At 66.5% G+C, this 23,721-nt stretch carries 25 protein-coding genes; 15 read left to right on the forward strand and 10 right to left on the reverse strand.

Features of this window, described 5'->3' with window-relative positions; genetic code table 11:
* Both CP958_RS12615 and CP958_RS12620 read right to left on the reverse strand, forming a co-directional pair.
* A complete protein-coding gene (locus tag CP958_RS12615; protein WP_096702294.1) occupies positions 1-462 on the reverse strand; it encodes a MaoC family dehydratase in 462 nt (153 codons plus the stop codon).
* The gene (locus CP958_RS12620; RefSeq protein ID WP_096702295.1) at positions 459-1,739 is read right to left on the reverse strand and encodes an MFS transporter; all 1,281 of its coding nucleotides are present in this window, start codon (positions 1,737-1,739) and stop codon (positions 459-461) included. The genes CP958_RS12615 and CP958_RS12620 overlap by 4 nt, the downstream gene beginning before the upstream one ends.
* A gap of 102 nt (positions 1,740-1,841) precedes the next feature.
* Here CP958_RS12620 and CP958_RS12625 point away from each other — a divergent pair, with 102 nt between their 5' ends.
* From CP958_RS12625 to CP958_RS12635, 3 genes are all read left to right on the forward strand, one after another.
* A complete protein-coding gene (locus CP958_RS12625; protein WP_096702296.1) occupies positions 1,842-2,441 on the forward strand; it encodes a TetR/AcrR family transcriptional regulator in 600 nt (199 codons plus the stop codon).
* Complete coding sequence (locus CP958_RS12630) at positions 2,438-3,553, forward strand: NADH:flavin oxidoreductase/NADH oxidase (protein WP_096702297.1); 1,116 nt, start codon at positions 2,438-2,440, stop codon at positions 3,551-3,553. Before CP958_RS12625 ends, CP958_RS12630 begins: the two co-directional genes overlap by 4 nt.
* Before the next feature lie 107 nt (positions 3,554-3,660).
* On the forward strand, positions 3,661-4,056 hold the full coding sequence (locus CP958_RS12635; RefSeq protein ID WP_141400503.1) for a hemerythrin domain-containing protein: 396 nt from the start codon (positions 3,661-3,663) through the stop codon (positions 4,054-4,056).
* Between the two features lie 37 nt (positions 4,057-4,093).
* Here the strand turns inward: CP958_RS12635 and CP958_RS12640 are convergent, their stop codons facing one another.
* Positions 4,094-5,341, reverse strand: coding sequence for a dicarboxylate/amino acid:cation symporter (locus CP958_RS12640; RefSeq protein WP_096702299.1), 1,248 nt, complete (start codon positions 5,339-5,341; stop codon positions 4,094-4,096).
* Positions 5,342-5,570: 229 nt separating this feature from the next.
* Between CP958_RS12640 and CP958_RS12645 the strand changes: the two genes are divergently transcribed.
* Together CP958_RS12645 and CP958_RS12650 are read left to right on the forward strand one after the other, a co-directional pair.
* Positions 5,571-6,761: an MFS transporter gene (locus CP958_RS12645; protein ID WP_242442876.1), complete on the forward strand. Its 1,191-nt coding sequence runs from the start codon at positions 5,571-5,573 to the stop codon at positions 6,759-6,761.
* Positions 6,761-7,504 carry an energy transducer TonB gene (locus CP958_RS12650; RefSeq protein ID WP_096702301.1) on the forward strand — a complete coding sequence of 248 codons (744 nt, stop codon included), beginning with the start codon at positions 6,761-6,763 and terminating at the stop codon, positions 7,502-7,504. The genes CP958_RS12645 and CP958_RS12650 overlap by 1 nt, the downstream gene beginning before the upstream one ends.
* Here the strand turns inward: CP958_RS12650 and CP958_RS12655 are convergent.
* The gene (locus CP958_RS12655) at positions 7,485-8,867 is read right to left on the reverse strand and encodes an ATP-binding protein (RefSeq protein ID WP_096702302.1); all 1,383 of its coding nucleotides are present in this window, start codon (positions 8,865-8,867) and stop codon (positions 7,485-7,487) included. The two genes, CP958_RS12650 and CP958_RS12655, sit on opposite strands and share 20 nt — an antisense overlap.
* On the reverse strand, positions 8,854-9,531 hold the full coding sequence (locus CP958_RS12660; protein ID WP_096702303.1) for a response regulator transcription factor: 678 nt from the start codon (positions 9,529-9,531) through the stop codon (positions 8,854-8,856). Before CP958_RS12660 ends, CP958_RS12655 begins: the two co-directional genes overlap by 14 nt.
* Positions 9,532-10,117: 586 nt before the next feature.
* Here CP958_RS12660 and CP958_RS12670 point away from each other — a divergent pair.
* The 3 genes from CP958_RS12670 (at position 10,118) to CP958_RS12680 (ending at position 11,896) form a co-directional block, all read left to right on the forward strand.
* Entirely contained in the window at positions 10,118-10,597 is a 480-nt protein-coding gene (locus CP958_RS12670; RefSeq protein ID WP_170958957.1) for an Hsp20/alpha crystallin family protein, read from the forward strand.
* Between the two features lie 58 nt (positions 10,598-10,655).
* The gene (locus tag CP958_RS12675; protein WP_141400504.1) at positions 10,656-11,540 is read left to right on the forward strand and encodes a M48 family metalloprotease; all 885 of its coding nucleotides are present in this window, start codon (positions 10,656-10,658) and stop codon (positions 11,538-11,540) included.
* A 98-nt stretch (positions 11,541-11,638) separates the two neighbouring features.
* Positions 11,639-11,896: a hypothetical protein gene (locus tag CP958_RS12680; protein ID WP_096702307.1), complete on the forward strand. Its 258-nt coding sequence runs from the start codon at positions 11,639-11,641 to the stop codon at positions 11,894-11,896.
* A 6-nt stretch (positions 11,897-11,902) separates the two neighbouring features.
* Here the strand turns inward: CP958_RS12680 and CP958_RS12685 are convergent, their stop codons facing one another.
* Both CP958_RS12685 and CP958_RS12690 read right to left on the reverse strand, forming a co-directional pair.
* A complete protein-coding gene (locus CP958_RS12685) occupies positions 11,903-12,487 on the reverse strand; it encodes an SOS response-associated peptidase (RefSeq protein WP_096702308.1) in 585 nt (194 codons plus the stop codon).
* Positions 12,466-13,233 carry a TlyA family RNA methyltransferase gene (locus CP958_RS12690; protein WP_096702309.1) on the reverse strand — a complete coding sequence of 256 codons (768 nt, stop codon included), beginning with the start codon at positions 13,231-13,233 and terminating at the stop codon, positions 12,466-12,468. Before CP958_RS12690 ends, CP958_RS12685 begins: the two co-directional genes overlap by 22 nt.
* 96 nt (positions 13,234-13,329) lie before the next feature.
* Between CP958_RS12690 and CP958_RS12695 the strand changes: the two genes are divergently transcribed.
* The 6 genes from CP958_RS12695 to CP958_RS12720 all read left to right on the forward strand — a co-directional run bounded on the left by CP958_RS12695 (position 13,330) and on the right by CP958_RS12720 (position 19,994).
* On the forward strand, positions 13,330-14,262 hold the full coding sequence (locus CP958_RS12695; protein WP_096702310.1) for a histone deacetylase family protein: 933 nt from the start codon (positions 13,330-13,332) through the stop codon (positions 14,260-14,262).
* Between the two features lie 5 nt (positions 14,263-14,267).
* Positions 14,268-16,277, forward strand: coding sequence for a tetratricopeptide repeat protein (locus tag CP958_RS12700; RefSeq protein ID WP_096702311.1), 2,010 nt, complete (start codon positions 14,268-14,270; stop codon positions 16,275-16,277).
* A 149-nt stretch (positions 16,278-16,426) separates the two neighbouring features.
* Complete coding sequence (locus CP958_RS12705; RefSeq protein ID WP_096702312.1) at positions 16,427-16,672, forward strand: exodeoxyribonuclease VII small subunit; 246 nt, start codon at positions 16,427-16,429, stop codon at positions 16,670-16,672.
* Positions 16,673-16,709: 37 nt separating this feature from the next.
* Complete coding sequence (locus tag CP958_RS12710) at positions 16,710-17,600, forward strand: polyprenyl synthetase family protein (protein ID WP_096702313.1); 891 nt, start codon at positions 16,710-16,712, stop codon at positions 17,598-17,600.
* An 11-nt stretch (positions 17,601-17,611) separates the two neighbouring features.
* Positions 17,612-19,546, forward strand: a complete 1,935-nt coding sequence (dxs, locus tag CP958_RS12715) for a 1-deoxy-D-xylulose-5-phosphate synthase (protein ID WP_096702314.1) — start codon at positions 17,612-17,614, stop codon at positions 19,544-19,546.
* Between the two features lie 130 nt (positions 19,547-19,676).
* Complete coding sequence (locus CP958_RS12720; protein WP_008615650.1) at positions 19,677-19,994, forward strand: metalloregulator ArsR/SmtB family transcription factor; 318 nt, start codon at positions 19,677-19,679, stop codon at positions 19,992-19,994.
* A gap of 13 nt (positions 19,995-20,007) precedes the next feature.
* Here the strand turns inward: CP958_RS12720 and CP958_RS12725 are convergent, their stop codons facing one another.
* Together CP958_RS12725 and CP958_RS12730 are read right to left on the reverse strand one after the other, a co-directional pair.
* Entirely contained in the window at positions 20,008-21,036 is a 1,029-nt protein-coding gene (locus tag CP958_RS12725) for an MBL fold metallo-hydrolase (protein WP_096702315.1), read from the reverse strand.
* Positions 21,037-21,152: 116 nt separating this feature from the next.
* Entirely contained in the window at positions 21,153-21,941 is a 789-nt protein-coding gene (locus CP958_RS12730; RefSeq protein ID WP_096702316.1) for a transporter substrate-binding domain-containing protein, read from the reverse strand.
* Positions 21,942-22,157: 216 nt separating this feature from the next.
* On the opposite strand from CP958_RS12730, the gene CP958_RS12735 reads away from it, so the two are divergent.
* Positions 22,158-22,367, forward strand: a complete 210-nt coding sequence (locus CP958_RS12735; protein ID WP_096702317.1) for a hypothetical protein — start codon at positions 22,158-22,160, stop codon at positions 22,365-22,367.
* A gap of 75 nt (positions 22,368-22,442) precedes the next feature.
* Here the strand turns inward: CP958_RS12735 and eno are convergent, their stop codons facing one another.
* The gene (gene eno, locus CP958_RS12740) at positions 22,443-23,720 is read right to left on the reverse strand and encodes a phosphopyruvate hydratase (protein ID WP_096702318.1); all 1,278 of its coding nucleotides are present in this window, start codon (positions 23,718-23,720) and stop codon (positions 22,443-22,445) included.
* Position 23,721: the final 1 nt, after the last annotated feature.

Raw genomic sequence — 23,721 nt, forward strand, 5'->3', positions numbered from 1 at the left:
TCAAGCCTGTTGTCCAGCCCCGGCCCGGGTCGGCACCACCAGTTGGGTCTCCAGGGTCTGCACCGGCTCACCCGCCGCATCCAGGGTCTCGACCCGGAAACGGGCCAGCCCCAGGCCGGGCTTGGAGCGCATCTCGCGGGTCTCCACCACCTCGATGCGGGCGGTCAGCACGTCGCCGGGACGCACCGGCCGGTGCCATTTCAGGTAGTCCAGCCCGCTGCCGATGATGCCCAGCGGCAATCGCAACTCGCTGGTCACCATCAGGCGCATGGTGGCCGCCGCCGTATGCCAGCCCGAGGCCGCCAGTCCGGCAAAGAACGAGTCCCGGGCGGAATCCTCGTCCAGATGGAAATGCTGCGGGTCCCAGTCGGCGGCGAAGCCCTTGATGTCGGCCACCGTCACCTCGTAGGCCGGCGAGGAGAACACCCGTCCGGGTGTCAGGTCCTCGAGATAATGGGTCATGCCGCCGCTCCTTCCGCCACCGGCTGCGGCCCCAGCTTGCGCCCGATCATCAGCGACATGGCTGCCGCTACCAGACAGGCCAGGCCCGACAGCACGAAGGCCAGCCAGTAATCGCCGAGATCGGTGCGGATCATTCCGGCGGCGAAGGCGGCGGTGGCCGCCCCCAACTGGTGGGCGGCGAAAATCCAGCCGAACATCACGCCGGCCTTTTCCCGCCCGAAGGCCTGGGTGGTCAGCTTGACGGTGGGCGGCACGGTGGCGATCCAGTCCAGGCCGTAGAACACTGCGAACAGCCACAGCCCGAACACGTCCGGCCCGAAGGCGAGATCGAGGAAGATCAGCGACAGGCCGCGCAGGCCGTAATACCAGAACAGCAGCTTGCGCGAATCCCAGCGGTCCGACAGCCAGCCCGAAGCGGTGGTGCCGACGATGTCGAAGACTCCCATGGCGGCCAGCAACCCGGCGGCCTTGACCTCGGGAATGCCGTGATCGAAACAGGCCGAGATCAGGTGGGTGCCGATCAGGCCGTTGGTGGACAGGCCGCAGACGAAGAAGGTTCCCGCCAACAGCCAGAAATCCCGCGAGCGCATGCCTTCCCTCAGCGCCATGATCGCCGCCACCGCCGGATTGCCGGCCCGGATGGCCGGCGGCGGAGCGCTGGTGGCGCCCACCGGCCACAGCCCCAGGTCGGCGGGGCGGTCGCGCATGAACACCCAGATCACCGGAGCGAAGACGGCGGCGGCGGCGGCGATCAGCAGCACCGCCTCGCGCCAGCCCCAACGCTCGACCAGCATGGCCATCTGGGGCAGGAAGATCAGCTGGCCGGTGGCGGTGGCCGCCGACAGCAGCCCCATCACCGTGCCGCGATAGGCATCGAACCAGCGGGTCACCACCGTGGCACCCAGCACCAGGGCGATGGTGCCGGAACCGCCGCCCACCACCACGCCCCACAGCAGCACCATGTGCCAGGGCGTCCGCATCAAGGTGGTGGCCGCCACGCCGAGCGCCAGCACGCCCAGGGCCAGCGCCATGGTGCGGCGGATGCCGATACGGTCCATCACCGCCGCCGCGAACGGCGCCATCAGGCCGTAGAGCACCAGATTGACCGACACCGCGAAGGAAATGGTGGCGCGGCTCCAGCCGAATTCGGCCTCCACCGGCACCATCATCACGCCGGGCGCCGAGCGGATGCCCGCCGCCACCAGCAAGGTGACGAAGGTCAAACCGGCGGCGATCCAGCCGTAGTGCAGACGGGTGGGGCGGGCGGTCTCGGACATGGGCTTGCTCCGAAAATGAGGTAGACAAGTCTGTATCATTTGACTAATACAGACAGGTCTGTATCATGTCAACCGCAACAACCCACTGACCTCCGCCATAAGATGACCGAACCCGCCGATAAGCCCTGCGCCCGCGACCGCATCCTGGCCGCCGCCAACGACCTGTTCTACCGCGAAGGCATCCGCGCCATCGGTATCGACACGGTGATCGAGCGGGCCGGCGTCGCCAAGATGAGCCTGTACCGCGCCTTCCCCTCCAAGGACGACCTGATCGCCGCCTTCCTGGAGATGCGCGACAAGATGTACTGGGACTGGTGGGACTCGGTAATGGCCCGCCATCCCGACGAGCCGCGCCGTCAGTTGCGCGCCCTGTTCGAGGCGGTTGCCAAGCGCACCTCGGGCACCCAGTACCGCGGCTGCCCCTTCGTCAACATGTCGGTGGAGTTCCCCGACCACGCCCATCCCGGCCGCCACGTGGTGGCCCGCCACATGGAGGAGCTGCGAGGCCGCCTCTCGGCCCTGGTGGAGGGGCTGGGACTGGCTCAGCCCAAGCCGTTGACCGACCAGTTGATGCTGCTGCTGGAAGGCGCCTATTCCGCCGGCAACACCATGGGGGCCGACGGCCCCTCCGCCTCGGTGGCCGCGTGCGCCGAGATCATCATCCAAGCCCACCTCTCCCCTAGCCTTCAGAGGCCCGCATGACCCAGCCCCATCTCTTCCGGCCGCTTTCACTGCGCGGCCTCACCGTCCCCAACCGCGTGGCCGTCGCTCCCATGTGCCAGTACTCGGCCGTGAACGGCGTGCCCCAGGACTGGCACCTGATGCATTACGGCAGCCTGGCCGCCTCGGGCCCCGGCATGGTGGTGATCGAGGCCACCGGCGTGACGCCGGAAGGCCGTATCTCGCCCAACTGCCTCGGCCTTTATGACGACGCCACCGAGGCCGGGTTCACCCGGCTGGTCGCCGCCCTGAAAAGCTTCGGCGGCGGCGGCGCCATCGGCGTGCAATTGGCCCATGCCGGCCGCAAGGGCGGCTCCGCCCCGCCGTGGGAAGGCGGCAAGTTCTCGCCCGACGGCTGGCCGACCATTTCCGCCTCCGCCCTGCCCTTCGACGAGGGCTGGCCGGCCCCCAAGGCGGCGACCCGCGACGACCTTGATCACCTGAAGCAGGCCTTCGTCGATGCCGCCCGGCGCGCCTTGCGCGTCGGCTTCGACCTCATCGAGCTGCACTCGGCCCATGGCTATCTGCTGCACCAGTTCCTGTCGCCGCTGTCCAACCGGCGCGACGACGAATACGGCGGCAGCCTGGAAAACCGCATGCGCTTCCCCCTGGAGGTCATCCGGGCGGTCCGCGCCGTCTGGCCCGCCGACAAGCCGCTGGGCCTGCGCATCAGCGCCACCGACTGGGTCGAGGGCGGCTGGGACGCCGATCAGGCGGTGGTCTACGCCAAGGCCTTCAAGGAAGCCGGCATCGACTATGTCTGCGTCTCGTCGGGCGGGCTGGTGTCCTATGCCAAAATTCCCATCGGCCCCGGCTACCAGATCGATCTGGCGGCGCGCATCCGCCGCGAGGCGGGAGTTCCCACCCGCGCCGTCGGCCTGATCGCCACGCCGCAACAGGCCGAGGCCGCAATGGCCGACGGATCGGCCGACCTGATCGCCATCGGGCGCGGCTTCCTCGACAATCCCCGCTGGGTCTGGCATGCCGCCCAGGTGCTGGGGGCCGAGATGAGCTATCCGCCGCAATACCGGGCCGCCGGAGCGCGGGCCTGGCCGGGTCTCGCCCTGGCCCGTCCCACCCTGGCCGCCGAATAGGTAGAAACACGTCTTTTTACATATGCATTTTAGACGCGATCATTGATATTCCCTTCAAGAGGGATATTCTCCGCCCCGGACTTCTCCGGGACAGAGAGAATATTCTCTTGGAGTGGAATAGCGATTACGAGATGGGGCATCCCCGGTTGGATGCCGAACATCGGACCCTGTTCGAGGTGCTTGCCACCCTGTCGCGGGGATATTGCGACCACGATCTGGTCGATACCCAGATCAAGATCCTCGAGCATCACGTCGCGGCCCATTTCGCCCTGGAAGAGCGGATGATGGCGGAAACCAGCCATCCCCGCCTCGACCGGCACCGGGGCCTGCACGCGGAATTCCGCGATACCGTCGCCCGCCTTCGCGCCCATTGGCAGAAGGACGACGCTCCCAGCGTCCGGCAGGAAATCATCGTGGAACTGTCGGACTGGCTGGCCCGGCACATCATCGGCGCCGACCATGCCGACCTTCTGACGGAATCGGGCCCGTCCAGCGTCGGCTGAACGGGCCCGTTTCGGTCCTGGGGAAAGGGGGGACGACCTAACCCAGGACTTCCCTCATCTTGTCGTGGTCCAGTTCCTTTTCCCACTTGGAGACCACCACGGCGGCGACGCCGTTGCCGACGAAATTGGTCAGCGCCCGAGCCTCGGACATGAAGCGGTCGATACCCAGGATCAGCGCCAGACCGGCCACCGGCACCGAGGGAACCACCGCCAGGGTGGCGGCCAGGGTGATGAAGCCGGCACCGGTGACGCCCGACGCGCCCTTGGAGGTCAGCATGGCCACGCCGAGCAGGGTGATCTGCTGGGTGAAGGTCAGTTCGATGTCCAGGGCCTGGGCGACGAACAGGGCCGCCATGGTCAGGTAGATGTTGGTGCCGTCCAGATTGAAGGAATAGCCCGACGGAACCACCAGACCGACCACCGACTTGGAACAGCCCATGGCCTCCAGCTTCTTCATCAGCGGCACCAGGGCCGATTCCGAGGACGAGGTGCCGAGCACGGTCAGCAGCTCCTCCTTGATGTAGATGATGAACTTGAAGATGTTGAAGCCGACCAGCATGGCGACGATGCCCAGCACCACGGCCACGAACAGGAAACAGGTCAGGTAGAAGCTGCCCATCAGCGCCGCCAGCGGCTTCAGCGCGGCCACGCCGTACTTGCCGATGGTGAAGGCCATGGCGCCGCCGGCGCCCAGGGGGGCGACCTTCATGATGGTATTCATCATGGCGAAGAAGATGTGCGAGCATTCCTCGATGAACATGTGCACGCCCTGGCCGGCCCGCCCCATGCGGGTCATGGCATAGCCGAACAGGATCGCCACCAGCAGCACCTGCAGCAGGTCGCCGCCGCCGGTAAAGGCGTCCACCAGGGTCTTGGGGATGATGTGCAAGATGAAGTCGACGGTGCTCTGCTCGGTGGCGGCCTTGGCGTACTTGGCCACCGCCTTGGCGTCCAGGGCGGCCGGGTCGGCGTGGAAGCCGTCACCGGGCCGCAGGACGGTCATGACGATCAGACCGATGACCAGGGCGAAGGTGGATACCACCTCGAAGTACAGCAGCGCCTTGCCGCCGACCCGGCCGACCTTCTTCATGTCGCCGGCCCCGGCGATGCCCAGCACCACGGTACAGAAGATCACCGGGCTGATCAGCATCTTGACCAGCGAGATGAAACCGTCACCCAGGGGCTTCAGGCTGACGCCGGCATCCGGATAAAAATAGCCGAGGGTACCGCCGGCGAAGATGGCGAGCAGAACCCAGAAATACAGGTGACCGGTCAGGCGCTTCATCGGCTTGGTCCTCGATGGGGTGCGGTAACTACGGGGTTCCTACCCGTCCGGGGGTGTGACTGTCGATTGCGGATATCCGATGGTCAGTGGAGAAACCGCATAGTGCCTTGCAAAATTTTTCAGTTGCTCCCTCCCCCGGCTGCGGTTTTCCATGGGGAATTCCGCTGACCCAAGGATCCAAGCATTGCCCTCGTCCGCCCCGCCTGCCGCGTCCGCCATGTTGGGGCGAGTGGTCCTGCCCTTTGCGGCAGGGTATTTCCTGTCATACCTGTACCGGACGGTGAACGCGGTGCTGGCCCCCGAGATCGGCCGCGCCATCCATCTGGACGGCTCCGACATCGGCCTGATGACCGGCATCTACTTCATGACCTTCGCCGCCGCGCAATTGCCGCTGGGCATCCTGCTCGACCGCTTCGGCCCCCGCCGGGTGGAAAGCATCCTGCTGTGCTTCGCCGCCGCCGGCGCCTTCGTCTTCTCCCTGGCGGACTCGGTACCGGCCCTGGTGCTGGGCCGCGCCCTGGTCGGATTCGGCGTGTCGTCCTGCCTGATGGCGGCGCTGAAGGCCAACGTCCAGTTCTTTCCCCCGCCGCGCATTCCCCTGATGAACGGCACCATCCTGGGGGCCGGCGGACTGGGGGCCATCGCCGCCACCGCCCCGGTCCAGGCCGCACTGCACATGACCGACTGGCGCGGCGTCTATGCCGGCGTGGCGGTCCTGACCCTCGGCGCCGCCAGCTTCCTGTGGCTGACCGTCCCCGACCGTCCCCAGCCGGCCGGAGCCGGGGGATTGCGGGTCCAGATCGCCGAGGTGGCGGAAATCTACCGTGACCCCGGCTTCTGGCGGGTAGCGCCGGCCACCATGCTGTCCATGGGGGGCTTCATGTCCATTCAGGGGCTGTGGGCCGGGCCCTGGCTGCGCGACGTCGCCGGCTTCACCCCCGACCAAACCGCGACCGGCCTGACGGTGATGGCCGCTGCCATGGCTCTCGGCTATCTGTCGGTGGGCGCCATGGCGGAAAAGCTGGAAAAGGCGGGCATTCCCCCCGTCACCCAGGGCGCCATCGGTATGGGCCTGCATGTGGCCGCCCTGGGCGCCATGGCCATGGGCTGGAGCGCGGCTCCCCTGGCCCTGGCGGCGTTCTACGGCCTGACCGGCACGGCGTGCTCCATCAATTACGCCGTGCTGACCCGGCGCTTTCCCCTGCGGCTGGCCGGACGGGTCAACACCAGCCTCAACCTGACCATCTTCGTGGCCGCCTTCACCATCCAGTGGGGTCTGGGCGCCCTGATCGGCCTATGGGACAAGGTGGATGGACGCTGGCCGCCCGTCGCCTGGGCGGTGGGGCTGGGCGTGCCGACCCTCTTGACCCTGCTCGCCCTGATCTGGCAAATCCCCGCCTGCCGAGCGGAAAAGCCCTGATGCATTCCCAGACCATGAACCGGCGGGAGATAGCCGCCCTTGCCCTGTCGGCCCTGTTGCACCTGCTGGTCACCCTGGCCCTGCAGATAAGCGATCTGTCGGCCCTGCTGCCCCAGCGGGAGGAACGGACCATGGAGGTCGAGGTGGTGGCCGAGCCGCCCAAGCGCCCCCCCGTACCCCAGCCCCCGCCGCCGCCGCCGCCGCCACCGCCGGAGCCGCCGCCGCCGCCAAAGATCCAGCCGGCCCCCCAACCGCCCCTGCCGGTGCAGCGGCCGCAATTGCAATCCGCCCCCCTGGCGGAGAAGTCGACGGCGCCCCGCCCCTCCGCCCGGCCCGAGCCGGCCATGCCGACGCCGGGCCTGTCGTCGGATACCGGCCCGTTCTCGCATGCCGCCCCGGCGGCCGGCGACCTCGCTCAAAGCGCCCAGGACAAGGTTCTGGCCCAGGTACTGCGCATGTGGCACTTCAACGCTGCGTCGCTGCGGGGAAGCAACATCGTCTTGTCGGCGACCCTGGTCGTCAATCGCGACGGCACCCTGTCCGGCCCCATGCACAAGGACGCGCCGTGGAATCCCGATGCGGTGATCAAGGGCTATTCCACCCTGCCCGACGGCACCAACCGGCGGATGCTGGAAACCTTCCTGCTGGCGCTGCGCATGGCCCAGCCGCTGCAATTGCCGCCCGACGACGGCAAGCCCTGGCCCCGGCGCATGCTGCTGCGGTTCAAGCCGGGCGATCTTTGAGGGCGAATTCCATCCGCACCACCAACCCCGGCTGATTGTCGTCCAGCGACAGGCGGGCGCCGTGCAGCCGCGCCACCGCCTGGACCAGCGACAGTCCCAGACCGTTGCCCGGCGTCGAGCGGGTGGCGTCCAGGCGGACGAAACGTTCCAGCACGCTGTCGCGCGCCTCTTCCGGGATGCCGGGACCGCTGTCGGCCACCGACACCGTCACCGAGGCGGCGGCTCCCACCACGGAAACCGAGACCTCGCCGCCGGAAGGCGTGTACTTGACCGCGTTGTCGACCAGATTGGCCAGCGCCTGGAACAGCAGATGGCGGTCGACCGTCAAGGTCAGGCCGGTATCCGCCACGCAATGGAGACGGATGCCCTTCTCCTCGGCCAGGGGCTCGTAGAGTTCCACCACGTCGGCGGCCAGGGTGGCGGGGTCGATGCTCTCGAAGCGGTCGAGACGAGCCGCCGATTCGGCGTGGGAGATGGTCAGGATGGCGTTGAAGGTGGCCAGCAGATGGTCGGCCTCGGCCAGGGTTTCCTCCAGCGTGCGGCGGTAGCCGTCGCAATCGGGGGAGCCCAGCAGCGTCAGGTCGATGCGCGAGCGCAGGCGGTTGAGCGGCGTGCGCAGGTCGTGGGCGATGTTGTCCGAGACGGTGCGGATGCCCTCCAGCAGGCGCTCCAGTTCGTCCATCATCTCGTTGAAGCTCTCGGCCAGGGAATCGAACTCGTCGTCGGTCCCGGAAAGCTGCATGCGCTGGCTCATGTCGCCGCCGAAAATGCGCCGCGCCGTGCGGCTCATCTCCTCGACCCGCTGCAGCAGGTGGCGGCTGGTGAAGTAGCCGCCCACCACGCCCAGCAGGATGGTCAGCGCCAGACCCCAGCCCAGCGCCCGGTTGATGGCCGACTTCACCCGCTTGGCGTCGGCCAGCGAGCGCCCGACCAGCAGACGGTAGCCGTCGGCCAGTTCGTAGACATGGGCCAGCACCTCCACCCCCTGCCCCACGCTGCCCAGCGGCAGCAGGCGGAAGCGCACCCAGCCCAACTGGCTGGACACCTCGGCCGGCCAGGATTTGATGTTGCCGGCCAGGAGATGGCCCGAATGGCCCATCAGCAGGTAGGTGTTGCGGCCCTCGATGTCCTGGCGCATGCGGCTACCGATGATCTCGGCCAGACCGCCCAGCTCGCGCGAGTGATAGACCTCGGACAGGCCGGTGGCCTCGGCCTCCACCGTTTCCTGCACCTGCCACTCGATGAACATGGTGGTGCTCCACGACACCAGCGCCAGCAGCGCGATGGCGGAGACCGTGAAGATACCGAGATAGCTCAGCGCCAACCGGAACGTGGTGGTGCGGAGAAGGCTAGCGGGCCGCACGAAGGGTATATCCGGCGCCGCGAACCGTATGGATCAGCGGCAGATCGAAATCCTTGTCCACCTTCTGGCGCAACCGGCTGATGTGCACGTCGATCAGGTTGGTCTGGGGATCGAAATGATACTCCCAGACGTTTTCCAGCAGCATGGTGCGGGTCACCACCTGGCCGGCATGGCGCATGAGGTATTCCAGCAGCCGGAACTCGCGCGGCTGCAGGTCGATTTCCTGTCCGCCGCGCACCACCGTGCGGGCCAGCAGGTCCATCTCCAGATCCTCGACCTTGAGGCGGGTTTCCGGCTGGGCGGTGGACACCCGGCGCGACAGCGCCTCGATACGGGCCAACAATTCGGCGAAGGCGTAGGGCTTGACCAGATAGTCGTCGCCGCCGGCCTTGAGCCCCCTCACCCGGTCGTCCACCTTGCCCAGCGCCGACAGCACCAGGACCGGCGTGGTGTTGCCGGCGGCACGCAGCGCCTGGATGATGGCCAGACCGTCCAGGCCGGGCAGCATGCGGTCGATGATCATGGCGTCCCAGCGTTCGGAGGTGGCCAGGAACAGACCGTCGGTGCCGGTGGCGGCGTGGTCGACCACGTGGCCGGCCTCACGCAGGCCCTTGGCCATGTAGGCCGCCGCTTCGCTGTCGTCCTCGATCAGAAGGATGCGCATGTGTCCAATAACCTTGTTGTGCGGGGACCATACAATCAACGCCCCTCACGGAAAAGCCCCCGCGCCAGGGGGGAGGACGCGGGGGCCTTTTTCCGGTGTCCGGCAACGGGGGGACGCTGCCGGTCGTTTGACGGTGCCACTCGGGGGGACAAAGCGGCACGCCAGAGTCGGCGGGGAGTTCGAATTCCGCCGGGTTCGAGAGGCTTTGGCGAGGAGCGCAAACTTGCCGCCGACCACCGTCTCCAACCTGATGAAGCGGATCATGGCAGGCCCGAGGTTACCGCAGCATTTCGCCGCGATTAACCTTTGGTAACAATCGTCGAACCCATTCACCGCGCTCATGGCCGATATACCCAATCGACTGATTTGAATGAATAAAGCCACATTGACGAAGGGGAATTCCACCTTACATTCATTACTGGGGAAAGGCGTTCGAACGAAGCCTTCCCTGCGCGTGCCGCAAAGCGGGCGCGGGTGTATGCCGACCCCTTTCCAGGGCCACGGCGTCGAGCCGGCCATCGGCAGCCTTTCACCCGTCCCAGGCAAGGCGGCATGCGGACGCGCAACCTTCCGATGGAGGACTGCCATGAACCGCACGATGATTCCCAAGAGCCACATGCCGGTGGCCCCGCGTGAGGGGCGCATGGACCCGTTCTTCGCGCTTCAGCGCGGTATCAACCGCATGTTCGACGACCTCTGGCACGGCTTCGATGCGCCGACCGTTTTCGCCGGTCACCGCTTCCCCAGCCTGGAAGTGCGTGACGAGGAGAAGGCGGTGCGCGTCATCGCCGAACTGCCCGGCCTGGGCGCCGAGGATGTGGAATTGAGCCTGCATGACGGTATCCTCACCCTCAAGGGCGAGAAGAAGACCGAAACCGAGGAAAAGACCGACCACGGCGTGGTGTCCGAACGCTGGTTCGGCCACTTCGAACGCGCGGTGGCCGTGGGCGACGTGGACGAGACCGCCACCGAGGCCAAGTACGAGAACGGCGTGCTCACCGTCACCCTGCCCAAGGTCGAACGGCCGAAGGAAACGGGACGCAAGATCCCCATCGCCACCAAGTAGCGTCATCACGCGGGGCGCATTCCATCCGGGATGCGCCCCGCTTCCATGGGCCATCGCCATGCTGGACCGTCGATCATTACAAGACCAGTTGCGGCGCAACCGCCGCGACACAGGTCTCATCCTGATGGCGATGGCCCTGCTGATGTCCCTTGCCGGCTGGCTGCTGGCCGGCGGATCAGGCGTTGTCGCCGCCCTGGCGGCGGCCGGTCTGGCCCTGGCTGTCAACCCGCACAACTCCGTGGCCATGCTGCGGGCCCTGTACCGGGCGGTACCGTTGCCGGTAGCGGCGGCCCCCGGCCTGTGGCGGGGGCATGCGGAATTGTGCCGCCGGGCAGGATTGGCGGCGGTCCCCCCCCTTCTCATCATCCCGTCTCGCGCCATCCTCGCCCTGTCGACCGGCTGGGGCCGCCACTGCGCCGTCGCCCTGTCGGAGGGTGCGCTCGCCCTCCTTCCGCCAGACGAAGTGGTGGCAATCCTCGCCCACGAAATCGCCCATATCCGGGCAGGTGACCTCAAGCTGTTGCGGCTGGCCGACGCCGCCGGCCATCTCACCCATACCCTGGTAGCCGCCACCCTGATCCTGCTTGTCTTCTTCTGGCCTGATATGATGGCGGCGAATGCCTTGCCCGACCTTTGGGTGGTAGGTGCCCTGGTCCTGGCCCCCGTCGGCTGCGATCTGCTGCGCCTCAGTCTGTCGCGCACCCGCGAATTCGCCGCCGATGCCGGAGCGGCCGAGCTTTGCGGCTCTCCCGAAGCCCTAATTTCGGCCCTAACCCGCCTTAGCCGGGATCACGGCACCCTGTCGCCGCTCGGTTGGCTGCGGCTGGTCCGCACCCATCCTACCACCGAGGAGCGCATCGTCCGCCTGCGTAACCTGGCACCGCCGTCGTTCCGGCTGCCCGAGATCGTCGTCCTCGGCGGCCTGCCGTGGCTTCACCGGTAAGGTACGCAGACCGGCCACGCCCGGGTCGCACGCCCCTTTTCGGGCAATCTGTGGTAGTCTGTTTGCTTATCCGGTCCCGGAGCAAGGGGAGGTCTGCCATGTTGAGCCTGGAAGACTGTATCGCCTTCAGCGGATTGACGGCCGAGCAACTGGACGCCGTCGCCTGTCACGAGCATCTGCCTCTGATCATCGTCGCCGAGTGGGCGGAAACCGTCCTCGAGGCCGAGGAGGGCTGCATCAAGGTCGCCGCCATCCTGGCCGAGGAGGTGGAAGCCGCCGCCATCCATCACAAGGATCGCCGCGGCGAGTGGGCGCATGGGCTCGAGCAGTTCCGGCGCGAACACGCCATGATCTGATCGCCGTCAGCCGAACAGGTCGCCCTGGGCGGAGGGCTTGCCGGGCTCGGCGGTGATGGTGAACGGCCCGGCATGGGGCCGCAGCAGCGGCGCGACCGCGTCGAACGGCCGGGCACCGTCGATCCAGGCGGCCTCCGCCTCCGGGGGCAGCACCACCGGCATGCGGTCGTGCACCGCTGCCAGATCGTCGGCCGGCGCGCAGGTGACGATCACCACCCGCCGCCCGTCGCTCAGGCCCGCCAGGGCGAACAGGGGCTCGCCCGCCAGGGCCAGCCGGGTCTTCAGCCGGCCCCGCCCCGCCACCTGCCACTCCCACCACGCCGAGGCCGGGATCAGCACCCGCCCGCCGGCCAGCAGCGGCCGGAAGGTCGGCTTGACGGCCAGGGTCTCGGCCCGCGCATTGATCAGCAAAGCCGCCTGCCACTCCACCGTCAGCCCCCATGGCAGCAGGTCGCCGCCGTCTTTGCCGATCACCAGGACGGGATCGGTGGGGCGCCGCTCCGCCCCTAACGGCCAAGGCGGCGGAACGGTCAGGCCGAAGCGCCGCATCAGGGCGGCGGGATCGGCCTTCAGTTCGAAGCGGGAGCACATGGAGCGCCCTCGAACCGTCCGACGATGAGGAATTCCTTGTTGCCCTCGGGCCCCAGGATGGGACTTTCGGTGATGCCCTCCACCCGCCAGCCGGGCAAGCCGCCCAACCAGGCATGGATGCGCTCGCACACCTCGGCGTGCAGTTCGGGCTCGCGCACCACGCCGCCCTTGCCCACCCGCCCCTTGCCCACCTCGAATTGCGGCTTGATCAGCGCCGCCAGCCAGGCACCGGGGCGCACCAGGGCCAGGGCGGCGGGCAGCACCGTCTCCAGCCCGATGAAGCTGGCGTCGCACACCACCATGTCCACCGGCTCGGGAATCTGCTCCGCCGTCAGGTGGCGGGCATTGGTGCGCTCCAGCACCACCACGCGGGAATCGCTGCGCAGCTTCCAGGCCAATTGCCCGTGGCCGACATCCACGGCATAGACCCTGGCGGCCCCATGGGTCAGCAGCACGTCGGTGAAGCCGCCGGTCGAGGCGCCCACGTCGATGGCCACCTTACCCGCCGGATCGAGGGCGAAGGCCTCCAGCGCCTTGGCCAGCTTCAGGCCGCCGCGCGATACCCAGGGATGGTCCTGGCCCTTGAGCTCCAGGGCGCAATCCTCGGGCAACGCGGTACCCGGCTTGTCCACCCGCCGGTCGCCGCTATAGACCAGTCCGGCCATGACCAGGGCCTGCGCCCTGGCACGGCTCTCCACCAATCCCCGATCCACCAGTAATTGATCGACCCGCTTTTTTGCGCTCATACGCCGCCGTCCCATGCAAAAATCAGGGATGGAAATTGCCCCCCCTTTCCCCGAGAATACAGAAAATTTATATAAACTCGGGACGTCCTAGCCAGAATGACAACGTTGCTGTTCACGCACCCCGTCTGTCTGCAGCATGACACGGGCGATTATCACCCCGAATGCGCCGATCGCATCAAGGCCGTCCTCGCCGCCTTGGAGAGCGAGGAGTTCATGATGCTGCTGCGCGACGAGGCGCCGCACGCCACCATGGAACAACTGATGCGGGCTCATCCGCTCAGCCATATCGACTACGTGCTGGACTCGGTGCCCGACAACGACGGCCACCATCATCTGGACCCCGACACCATCCTGTCCCGCTATTCGGGCGAGGCGGCGTTGCGCTCCGCCGGGGCCGGCGTCGCGGCGGTGGACGCCGTGGCCAAGGGCGAGGTGCGCAACTGCTTCTGCGCCACCCGGCCGCCGGGCCACCATGCCGAGCGCGACAACGCCATGGGCTTCTGCTTCTTCAACAACGCCGCCATCGCGGCGCTGCACGCCCGCGAGGTTCACGGCTTCAAGCGGGTGGCCATCGTCGACATCGACGTGCATCACGGCAACGGCACCCAGCATATCCTGTGGGACGAACCGGGCATGCTCTATGCCTCCACCCATCAGGAACACGCCTATCCCAATACCGGTCTGGCCGACGAGACCGGCGGCAAGGGCATCATGGTCAACGTGCCGCTGCCGGCCGGCACCGGCTCCGACGACTACCGCATGGCGTTCTCCGACGTGCTGATGCCGCGCCTGCGCGAATACGCCCCCGATTTCCTGATCATCTCGGCCGGCTTCGACGCCCATGCCGCCGACCCCCTGGCCCATCTGCGGCTCACCACCGCCGATTTCGGCTGGGTGACCCGGCAGTTGCTGCAGGTGGCGGAGGAGACCGCCGGCAACCGGGTGGTTTCGCTGCTGGAAGGCGGCTACGACCTGCGTGCCCTGGCCGCCAGCGCCCGCGAGCACGTCCGCGCCCTGATGGGGCTGTAACCCCCATGGCCGCCATCCGTTACGTCACCGGCGTCGATTCGAACTATTTCCATATCCTGTTCCCGCTGTTCGCCTCGCTGGCCATCACCGATCCCGGCCTTAGACTCCATGTCTGCGATTACGGCCTGACCGAGCCGCAACGAGCGTTCCTGCGCCGCAAGGAGTTGTTGCTGGAGACGCCCTCCGACATGGTGGGCGTTCATCCCTGGCGCGCCAAGACCGCTCTCGGACGCTATGTGGCCGCCCTCGACTGGGATGTGATCGTCTGGATGGATGCGGACATGGTCGCCCTGGCGCCTATCGCCGGCGCGATGGAGGTCCAGGCGAAGGCCTTGCTGGACAGCGGCAAGCCGCTGGCGGCCTGCCTCGACCCCGCGACCGTCACCCAGATGCTGGCCATGATCCCGGCACCGCATTTCGAGGCCATGGCCCCGGCACATAACATCTTCCCCGGCACCCATTACCTCAATTCCGGCTTCTTCGCCTGCGCATCGCGGGAGTTTCTGGACGCCTGGGAGCGGCTGAGCCGCGGAATGCCCGATGAAGGCCTGTTCGACCAGAACGCCCTCAACCTGATGGCCCACTCGGCCGGATTTCAGTTGCTGACCAAGTCGGAATGGAACCTGTGCGCCGCCGACATCGCCGACGCCCGGATCGAGGCCGGAGACGGCCGCCCCCGCGTCAGCCATGCCGGATTTACCGCACGCATCCTGCACGCCACCTCGTTCCGCTCCGAGGACGTGACCAAGCGGACCGTCACCGTGACCGCCGGGGGCCGGGTATTCGAGGCGCTCATCAAGCTGGCCTGCCATTCCGAACTGATCAACTGGCAACTGGAGATGCTGCGCCGGGGGCTCGAGGCCGATGCCGCCCTGCTGGCCGAATGCGGCCTGGGAAGCCCCGACACGGGAGCGGCGGGCGACGCCGACGCCGAGGCCAAGGCGCATTTCCAGAAGGGCGGCGAACTGTTCCTGACGCGCCGCTTCGAAGCGGCGGCGGAGCAGTTCCGCGAAGTGCTGCGCCTCAAGCCCGATCATCCGCGCAGCCTTTACAATCTTGCCATGACCCTGATCGAGCTTAACCGCCGGACGGATGCCCTGCCCCTGCTGCGCCGGGCCGTCGGTATCGATCCTGACTACCGCGAGGCCTATTGCAACCTCGCCCTGCTGCTGAGGGAAACCGGTGCCCCGGAAGAGGCCGGACGGCTGGTGGCGGCCATGGCGGGCAGATGGCCCGACGACCCCGCCGTGGCTCGGATCGTGGATGGCTTTCAATCCGAAATGCAGACACGGAAGGAACTGGCCCTGCGCAGTCGATTGACCTCCGCCCTGGTCGATGACCTGGGAATGGAGGTGCGCGGCGGACCGTTTCGCGGCCAGCACCTGCGGCCGTCTTCGTGGTGGGGACACGACGGCGACCTGATCGCCAAGCTGCTCGGCAGCTATGAGGAGGAACTGCATCCGGCGGTGGAACGAGCCCTCGCCCGCCACCCCGACGTGGTGGTCAACGTGGGATGCGCCGAAGGCTACTACGCCGTGGGGCTGGCCCTTCGCCTGCCGGCGGCGACGGTCTTCGCCCACGATATTTCCGAGGAGGCCCTGGGGCTGTGCCGGGAGGCGGCGGACCTCAACGGCGTCGGATCTCGGCTCATCACCGCCGGTGCCTGCACCCACGCCATACTGCGCAGCCACCTTTCGGCCTCGGCTCAGGCGTTGGCGGTCATCGACTGCGAAGGCGCCGAACTGCAGTTGATCGACCCGGACGCCGTTCCCGAACTGCTTCGATGCGATCTGCTCATCGAATGTCACGACTTCGTCGATCGAAACATCACCCCCACCCTGATCCGCCGGTTGTCGCCCACCCACGAGGTGGAGATGATCCGGGAAACCCCGCGAAATCCGGAGAAGTACCGCGAGCTTGCGCGGCTGTCGCCGCACGAGGGAAGGCTCTTGCTGGACGAGGGGCGAGGGGTGGCCATGCATTGGCTGGCCTGCTGGGCCAAGACGGGAACCTGAGGGCCTCGGACCCAGGGTTCAAAAATTTCACGCCTGCCTTGCGGTATTTTCAAAACGTTCGCAGTGGCGCTTGCGTTCAGGAACACACGCCCGTAAACTTCCGCGCTTCGTTGGAAGACCCGATACAGGTTGTTAAATCACGAGTTCCCATGGCAGACATCCCGACCGACATCGCCGCCATGAGTTTCGAAGAGGCCCTGGCCGAATTGGACCTCATAGTGCGCCGCCTGGAGGAAGGCAAAGGCCGCCTTGATGATTCCATTGTCGCCTACGAGCGCGGCGCGCTGCTGAAGAAGCATTGCGAGGCCAAGTTGGAAGAGGCGCGAACCAAGGTCGAGCGGATCGTATCGGGTCCCGACGGCAGCGTGGCCCTTCAGGCCGCAGATAATGTGTGATCCTTGAAAATCGAGTGAACCATTGACTGATTCTCCCATGTCTCCGCGCCTCACCGAGGCTCTGACCATCGTCAGCCAGGCCGTCAATTCCGAGCTGGATCGTTTATTGCCGGTTTCCGAATCGCCGGATTCCAGGGTTCACGAGGCCATGCGCTACGCCACCCTGGACGGCGGCAAGCGGCTGCGCCCCTTCCTGGTGATGCAGTCGGCCAGCCTGTTCAACGTCGCCGAGAGCGCCGCCATCCGGGTGGCCTCGGCCATCGAGATGATCCACTGCTATTCGCTGGTCCACGACGACCTGCCCTGCATGGACGACGACGACCTGCGCCGCGGCCGCCCCACCTGCCACAAGGCCTTCGACGAGGCCACCGCCCTGCTGGCCGGCGACGCCCTGCTGACCAAGGCGTTCGAGGTTCTGGTCAACCCCGCCACCCACGCCGACCCGGCGGTGCGCTGCGAACTGGTGGCCGATCTGGCCCACGCCTCGGGCGGCCAGGGCATGGTCGGCGGCCAGATGATCGACCTGCAGGCCCATACCCTGGACCTGGATGTGGCCGGCATCACCCGCCTGCAGCAGCTGAAGACCGGCCGCCTGTTCTCGTTCTCGTGCGAGGCCGGCGCCGTCCTGGGCAAGGCCCATGGCGAGCTGCGGCTGGCGCTGCGCAATTACGCCCATGATTTGGGTCTGGCCTTCCAGATCGCCGACGACATCCTCGATGTCGAGGGTGACGTGGCCGAGGTGGGCAAGCGTCTCAACAAGGACGCCGATGCCGGCAAGGCGACCTTCGTGTCGCTGCTGGGCCTCGAACGCGCCAAATCCCAGGCGGACATGCTGGCCGAACAGGCCTGTCGCCATCTCGATCCCTTCGGCGACAAGGCCGATCTGATGCGGGACGTTGCCCGCTTCGTCGTTCGCCGCCGTTCGTGAGGTCCTAAGGAATGACTCCTCCCCCCGTCACCGGAAAGCCCAAGTCGTCCCTGCTCGACCGCGTGTCGAGTCCGGCCGACATCCGCGACTTCACCATCGAGGAGCTGGAACAGCTGACCTACGAGGTCCGCCAGGAAATGATCCAGTCGGTATCGTTCACCGGCGGCCATCTGGGGGCCGGCCTGGGCGTCGCCGAACTGACCGTGGCGCTGCACCACATCTTCGACACGCCGCGCGACCGGCTGATCTGGGACGTGGGCCATCAGGCCTATCCCCACAAGATCCTCACCGGGCGCCGTAGCCGCATGCGCACCATGCGCCAGGGCGGCGGCCTGTCGGGCTTCACCCGCCGGTCGGAGAGCGAATACGACCCCTTCGGCGCCGGCCACTCCTCCACCTCCATCTCGGCGGCGCTGGGCATGGCGGTGGCGCGCGATCTCAAGGGCGCCACCAACAACGTCATCGCGGTGATCGGCGACGGCGCCATGAGCGCCGGGCAGGCCTACGAGGCCATGAACAACGCCGGGGCGGCGGGCTCGCGCCTGATCGTCATCCTCAACGACAACGATATGTCCATTGCCCCGCCGGTCGGCGCGCTCTCCGCCCACCTGTCGCGCCTGCTGTCGTCGCCGTCCTACCATTCGCTCCGCCATCTGGTGAAGGATCTGGCCCACCTGCTGCCGCCTCCCCTCGAGCGGGCCATGGGCCGCGCCGAGGAATACGCCCGCGGCATGGTCTCCGGCGGCGGCACGCTGTTCGAGGAGCTGGGCTTCTATTACATCGGCCCCATCGACGGCCATAATTTCGAGCACCTGCTGCCGGTACTGAAGAACGTCCGCGATTCCGACGAGACCCGTCCGGTGCTGCTGCACGTGGTGACCAAGAAGGGCCGCGGCTATCCGCCGGCCGAGGCCGCCGCCGACAAGTATCACGGCGTCGGCCGCTTCGACGTGCTGACCGGCCAGTTGGAGAAGCCCAAGGCCAACGCGCCGTCCTATACCTCGGTGTTCTCCAAGGCGCTGATCGCCGAAGCCGAGGTGGACGACCGCGTCGTCGCCATCACCGCCGCCATGCCGGCGGGAACCGGCCTCGACAAGTTCGGTGACCGCTTCCCGGCGCGCACCTTCGACGTGGGCATCGCCGAACAGCATGCGGTGACCTTCGCCGGCGGTCTGGCCACCGAGGGCTTCAAGCCGTTCTGCGCCATCTATTCGTCGTTCCTGCAGCGCGCCTACGACCAGGTACAGCACGACGTGGTGCTGCAGCGTCTCCCCGTGCGCTTCGCCATCGACCGGGCCGGTCTGGTGGGCGCCGACGGCGCCACCCATGCCGGCTCCTACGACATGGCCTTCCTGGGCTGCCTGCCCGACATCGTCATCATGTGTCCGTCCGACGAGGCCGAACTGATGCACGCCGTCGCCACCGCCGTATCCATCGACGACCGCCCCTCGGCCTTCCGCTATCCGCGCGGCGAGGGTGTCGGCATCGAACTGCCCGAGCGCGGCTCGGTGATGCCCATCGGCAAGGGCCGCGTGATGCGCGAAGGCAACCGGGTCGCCATCCTGTCGCTGGGCACCCGTCTGGCCGAGGTTCTCAAGGCCGCCGACGAGCTGACGGCTCGCGGCCTCGCCCCCACCGTGGTGGATGCCCGCTTCATGAAGCCGCTGGACGAGGAACTGATTCTCCGTCTGGCGCGCGAGCATGAAGTGCTGATCACCGTCGAGGAGGGCTCGGTCGGCGGCTTCGGCAGCCATGTGCTGCACCTGCTGGCCTCCAAGGGTGCCCTGGATCGCGGCCTCAAGGTTCGCCCCCTGGCCTTGCCCGACGTCTTCGTCGAGCACGATGCCCCCCTGGTCCAGTACGAGAAGATCGGCCTCAACGCCTCGGGCATCGTGGCGACCGTGCTGACCGCCCTGGGCGAGACCCGCGCCGCGGTCAGCGCCTGACAATACACACAGTAAATTATGTGGTACGGCGGCGCCGCTCATTCTTGAGCGGCGCCGTTTTGTATATGGATTGAATTATCGTGAATCAGTGATATCATATATGAAATATTCGAGTTCTGAGGAATGTGTCATGGAATTGGAAAAGCTTCAGGAAAGCGCCCGCCGGGCCAGCGCATTGCTGAAGGCCATGAGCAACGAGCACCGTCTGATGATCCTCTGTCAGCTGCTTCCCGGTGAAAAATCGGTGGGCGAGCTGGAACGCATCATCGGCCTCAGCCAGTCGGCGCTGTCCCAGCATCTGGCCCGCCTGCGCCGCGACTCCCTGGTCACCACCAGACGGCAGGCCCAGACCATCTTCTATTCCCTGGCCGGTATCGAGGCCCGCGCGGTGATCGACACCCTGTACGGGCTTTATTGCAAGCCGGAAGGGGTGGCCTGCGCCGGCTGATATCGGGGGCTTTCTAGGCCCGCCGATACCGCCACACCCCGTCTTCCTCCAGAATCCGCACCACGGAGCCCAGCTTCATCAGATGATGGAGGTGGGCCAGGGTCTCGCCGGTGGCGAAGCCCAGTTGATGGGCGTCCAGCGGACGGGTGAACAGCACCCTCAGCACCTGCACCGCCGTTGACGGCTGGGCACAGGCCTCCAGGGTCTTGTCCAGGCGCCCGGCGTGATGGGCCTTGAGCTCGTCGATGCGGGTGTGCAGCCCCTGGAACGGCAGGCCGTGGGAGGGCAGCACCAGGGTCTCCTCGGGGAGCTGGCGCAGACGGTCCAGGGCATCGAGAAACAGGGACAGCGGCTCGGATTCCGGCTGCTGCGGCCAGACGCCGACGATGGGCGAGATGCGCGGCAGGACCTGATCGCCGGAGATCAGCAACCCGGCCTCCTCGCAATACAGGCAGGCATGCTCGGGGGAATGACCGCCGCCCTCGATCACCCGCCAGGCGCGCCCGCCGATGGATAAGGTATCGCCGTGACGGATGCCGATGACCCGCACCGGAATAATATCGATACGCGAGCGATAGGTGTTGCGCCGTTCCTTCACCCCTTCCAACTGCTCGGCATCCAGGCCGATGCGGGTGTAGTAATGCAGTTGGTTGGCAACGAAATCGGCACTGTCCTCCAGCCACAGCATGCGAGCGAACAGCCATTCGCGCATCATGGCGGTAAGGTCGACCCCCAGCCTCCCGCTCAGCCAGCCGGCGAGCCCCATGTGGTCGGGATGGAAGTGGGTGGCGATCAGCCGGTTGACCTTTACGCCCTTCAGCGGCCCGGCGAAAATCTCCTCCCACAGGGCCTTTGTAGCGTCGTTGCCCAGACCGGTATCGACCAGCACCACCCCGTCGCCATCGTCCAGAACCCACAGATTGATATGATCAAGGGCAAAGGGCAGCGGCATGCGAATCCACCGCACCCCCGGCGCCACCTCCAGCAATTGCGCGGTCGCCGGCGGTTCGGAAAAGGGATGGATCAGGGTCGAACGGCTCACGGCAAAGCTCTCCGGATTAATTCGGTAAGTCTTTGCATATTTGGTGCAATGCGGCAAGTTTCAAGCGGCTTTGTCGGTTATCACTATGGATGGCGGTGAAGCGATCCGGCTACCCGCTAATCCTCTGCCATGATCACCGGCAGGTTCATGGCTTTGACCAGCCGCTCCAGCCGGGCAAGGACGGCATCGGCATCGGGGTAGGTTCGGGACAGAACCAGATAGACGGGAATTCGGCCGATAACCCTAGATTCCAGGCCGTCGATCGGGCGGGCGGCCAGGACGGTGCGGGCATTGATCTCGTAGGACAGCAGGTAATCGGCCCGCTCCGCCGCCAGCATCCGAAAGGCGGCATCCAGCGTCTCGGCTTTTTCCAGGGTCACCCGATTGGCGGGGTTATTGAAATGATTGATCATGCCGCCATAGGTGAAACCATTGACGACGATCAGCGAATGCCCGGCCAGGTCTTCCTTGCTGGAAACCGGTGTCTTGCCGGCCAGGAAATAGACTCTCGGCTCCTGGATGACCACCGGCTCCGAACTGAACAGGCAGCACTCGTCCAGGGCCGGCATGCGGACCAGCATGGAAAAGTTGAAGCTGCCATCCTGCAGCCCCTTGAGAAGCCTCAGGGTCGGATAGGCCATGCCCTGCCAGGGTATGCCGGCCGCTGCGAACAATGAGCGCGCCACCCGGAACAGCGCCCCGTCGAGCCGGCCCTTGGCATTGGTATAGGCCATGGGCGGCGCTTCATTGAAAGCGGCAATAATTACGTTCGGATTGGCGGGGTCAGTCGGCTCGGCGGCTCCGGCGGGCGGCGCCCGGAGCGCCATCGCCAGAAGGAGCACCGCAAGCAGCATGGATGGACGCGGCATACCAACCATTTCAAAAAGGCCAACCCGCCAATTCATGAGTTATGTAGAAATACTATAATGTTAACCATGGTCTGTCGACGCCTGGTTAACCGCCGCCCCCTGCGGAAATACCCTTGTCTCCTGTCACGAAGCGGCATCTTCCCGTCAAGTTGACTTACAATTCATTCACAACTGAGTCTCGTATCCGAGACGCCTGATTTGCCATTGTAGCCATGGATGGAAGATCCATCCGCTCAAGCGGAGGCGATATCCATGTCCAGATCGGTCTATGACACCATACTGTCCGCCGTTTCCGCCGCCCGCCGGGCCGGGCTGGACAGTGCCGACCAGAGGATGGCGGCGCGGGTCGTCCTGTTGGCCAACGATACCGACCTGTCACCGGGCATCGCCCAATTGCTGGTCGATCAAATCTATCTCGATATCTGCCCGCCGGACGGTTCGGCCGCCCGGGTTCTGCCGTAGGGCCGCCATCCGCGAAAATGAGAACGGCCGGGCAGTTCCCTGCCCGGCCGCTCATTTCTCGCAATGGCCGAGGCCTTAGCGCCGCATGATGGCCGTGCCGGCATAGCGGGCGGCCGAGCCCAGCAACTCCTCGATGCGGATCAACTGGTTGTACTTGGCGATACGGTCGGAACGCGACAGCGAGCCGGTCTTGATCTGGCCGCAATTGGTGGCGACGGCCAGATCGGCGATGGTCGAGTCCTCGGTCTCGCCCGAACGATGGCTCATGACGGCGGTGTAGCCGGCCTTGTGGGCCATGTCGACGGCTTCCAGGGTCTCGGACAGGGTGCCGATCTGGTTGACCTTCACCAGGATGGAATTGGCCAGGCCCTTGTCGATGCCCATGGACAGGCGCTCGGGGTTGGTGACGAACAGATCGTCGCCCACCAGCTGCACCTTGGCGCCCAGGGCGTCGGTCAGCAGTTCCCAGCCCTCCAGATCGTCCTCGGCACAGCCATCCTCGATGGAGATGATCGGATAGGAGCCGACCAGCTTGGCGTAGAACTTGACCAGGCCCTTCTGGTCATAGGTCTTCTTGGCGCCCGCCATGACGTACTTGCCCTCCTTGAAGAATTCGGAGGAGGCACAGTCGAGCGCCAGCATGATGTCCTCGCCCGGCTTGTAACCGGCGCTCTCGATGGACTTCATGATGAAGTCGAGAGCCATCTCGGCGCTCTTCAGGTTGGGAGCGAAGCCGCCTTCGTCACCCACATTGGTGTTGTGGCCGGCGTCCTTCAGGGTCTTCTTGAGCGCGTGGAACACCTCGGCGCCCATGCGGATGGCCTCGGAGCACGACGAGGCGCCCACCGGCATGATCATGAATTCCTGGATGTCGATGGGGTTGTCGGCGTGCGCCCCGCCGTTGATGATGTTCATCATGGGCACCGGCAAGGTGGAGGCGAAGGCGCCGCCCACATAGCGGTAGAGCGGCAGGCCGGATTCCTCGGCGGCGGCCTTGGCGGCGGCCAGCGAGACGCCCAGGATGGCGTTGGCGCCCAGGCGGGCCTTGTTGGGGGTGCCGTCCAGATCGATCATGGTCTTGTCGAGCAGGATCTGGTCCTCGACATCCATGCCCGACAGGGCGTCGTAGATCTCGCCATTGACCGAATCACAGGCCTTCTGCACGCCCTTGCCGAGATAGCGCGTCTTGTCGCCATCGCGCAGCTCGCACGCCTCGTGAACGCCGGTGGAAGCACCCGACGGAACGGCCGCGCGGCCGATCACGCCGGTCTCCAGCACCACGTCGACCTCGACGGTGGGATTGCCACGCGAGTCGAGAATCTCGCGGCCATGGATATCGATAATGGCGGTCATC

It is taken from the genome of Magnetospirillum sp. 15-1, assembly GCF_900184795.1.
GTDB lineage: Bacteria > Pseudomonadota > Alphaproteobacteria > Rhodospirillales > Magnetospirillaceae > Phaeospirillum.

What these genes read in the sequence shown, in the direction of transcription:
- CP958_RS12615 (WP_096702294.1), bottom strand. Translation starts at nt 462, where the DNA reads ATGACCCATTATCTCGAGGACCTGACACCCGGACGGGTGTTCTCCTCG.
- CP958_RS12695 (WP_096702310.1), top strand. Translation starts at nt 13,330, where the DNA reads ATGACAACGTTGCTGTTCACGCACCCCGTCTGTCTGCAGCATGACACG.
- dxs (WP_096702314.1), top strand. Translation starts at nt 17,612, where the DNA reads ATGACTCCTCCCCCCGTCACCGGAAAGCCCAAGTCGTCCCTGCTCGAC.
- CP958_RS12730 (WP_096702316.1), bottom strand. Translation starts at nt 21,941, where the DNA reads ATGAATTGGCGGGTTGGCCTTTTTGAAATGGTTGGTATGCCGCGTCCA.
- CP958_RS12680 (WP_096702307.1), top strand. Translation starts at nt 11,639, where the DNA reads ATGTTGAGCCTGGAAGACTGTATCGCCTTCAGCGGATTGACGGCCGAG.
- CP958_RS12630 (WP_096702297.1), top strand. Translation starts at nt 2,438, where the DNA reads ATGACCCAGCCCCATCTCTTCCGGCCGCTTTCACTGCGCGGCCTCACC.
- CP958_RS12705 (WP_096702312.1), top strand. Translation starts at nt 16,427, where the DNA reads ATGGCAGACATCCCGACCGACATCGCCGCCATGAGTTTCGAAGAGGCC.
- CP958_RS12700 (WP_096702311.1), top strand. Translation starts at nt 14,268, where the DNA reads ATGGCCGCCATCCGTTACGTCACCGGCGTCGATTCGAACTATTTCCAT.
- eno (WP_096702318.1), bottom strand. Translation starts at nt 23,720, where the DNA reads ATGACCGCCATTATCGATATCCATGGCCGCGAGATTCTCGACTCGCGT.
- CP958_RS12735 (WP_096702317.1), top strand. Translation starts at nt 22,158, where the DNA reads ATGTCCAGATCGGTCTATGACACCATACTGTCCGCCGTTTCCGCCGCC.
- CP958_RS12640 (WP_096702299.1), bottom strand. Translation starts at nt 5,341, where the DNA reads ATGAAGCGCCTGACCGGTCACCTGTATTTCTGGGTTCTGCTCGCCATC.
- CP958_RS12690 (WP_096702309.1), bottom strand. Translation starts at nt 13,233, where the DNA reads ATGAGCGCAAAAAAGCGGGTCGATCAATTACTGGTGGATCGGGGATTG.
- CP958_RS12650 (WP_096702301.1), top strand. Translation starts at nt 6,761, where the DNA reads ATGCATTCCCAGACCATGAACCGGCGGGAGATAGCCGCCCTTGCCCTG.
- CP958_RS12660 (WP_096702303.1), bottom strand. Translation starts at nt 9,531, where the DNA reads ATGCGCATCCTTCTGATCGAGGACGACAGCGAAGCGGCGGCCTACATG.
- CP958_RS12620 (WP_096702295.1), bottom strand. Translation starts at nt 1,739, where the DNA reads ATGTCCGAGACCGCCCGCCCCACCCGTCTGCACTACGGCTGGATCGCC.
- CP958_RS12720 (WP_008615650.1), top strand. Translation starts at nt 19,677, where the DNA reads ATGGAATTGGAAAAGCTTCAGGAAAGCGCCCGCCGGGCCAGCGCATTG.
- CP958_RS12710 (WP_096702313.1), top strand. Translation starts at nt 16,710, where the DNA reads ATGTCTCCGCGCCTCACCGAGGCTCTGACCATCGTCAGCCAGGCCGTC.
- CP958_RS12685 (WP_096702308.1), bottom strand. Translation starts at nt 12,487, where the DNA reads ATGTGCTCCCGCTTCGAACTGAAGGCCGATCCCGCCGCCCTGATGCGG.
- CP958_RS12625 (WP_096702296.1), top strand. Translation starts at nt 1,842, where the DNA reads ATGACCGAACCCGCCGATAAGCCCTGCGCCCGCGACCGCATCCTGGCC.
- CP958_RS12675 (WP_141400504.1), top strand. Translation starts at nt 10,656, where the DNA reads ATGCTGGACCGTCGATCATTACAAGACCAGTTGCGGCGCAACCGCCGC.
- CP958_RS12670 (WP_170958957.1), top strand. Translation starts at nt 10,118, where the DNA reads ATGAACCGCACGATGATTCCCAAGAGCCACATGCCGGTGGCCCCGCGT.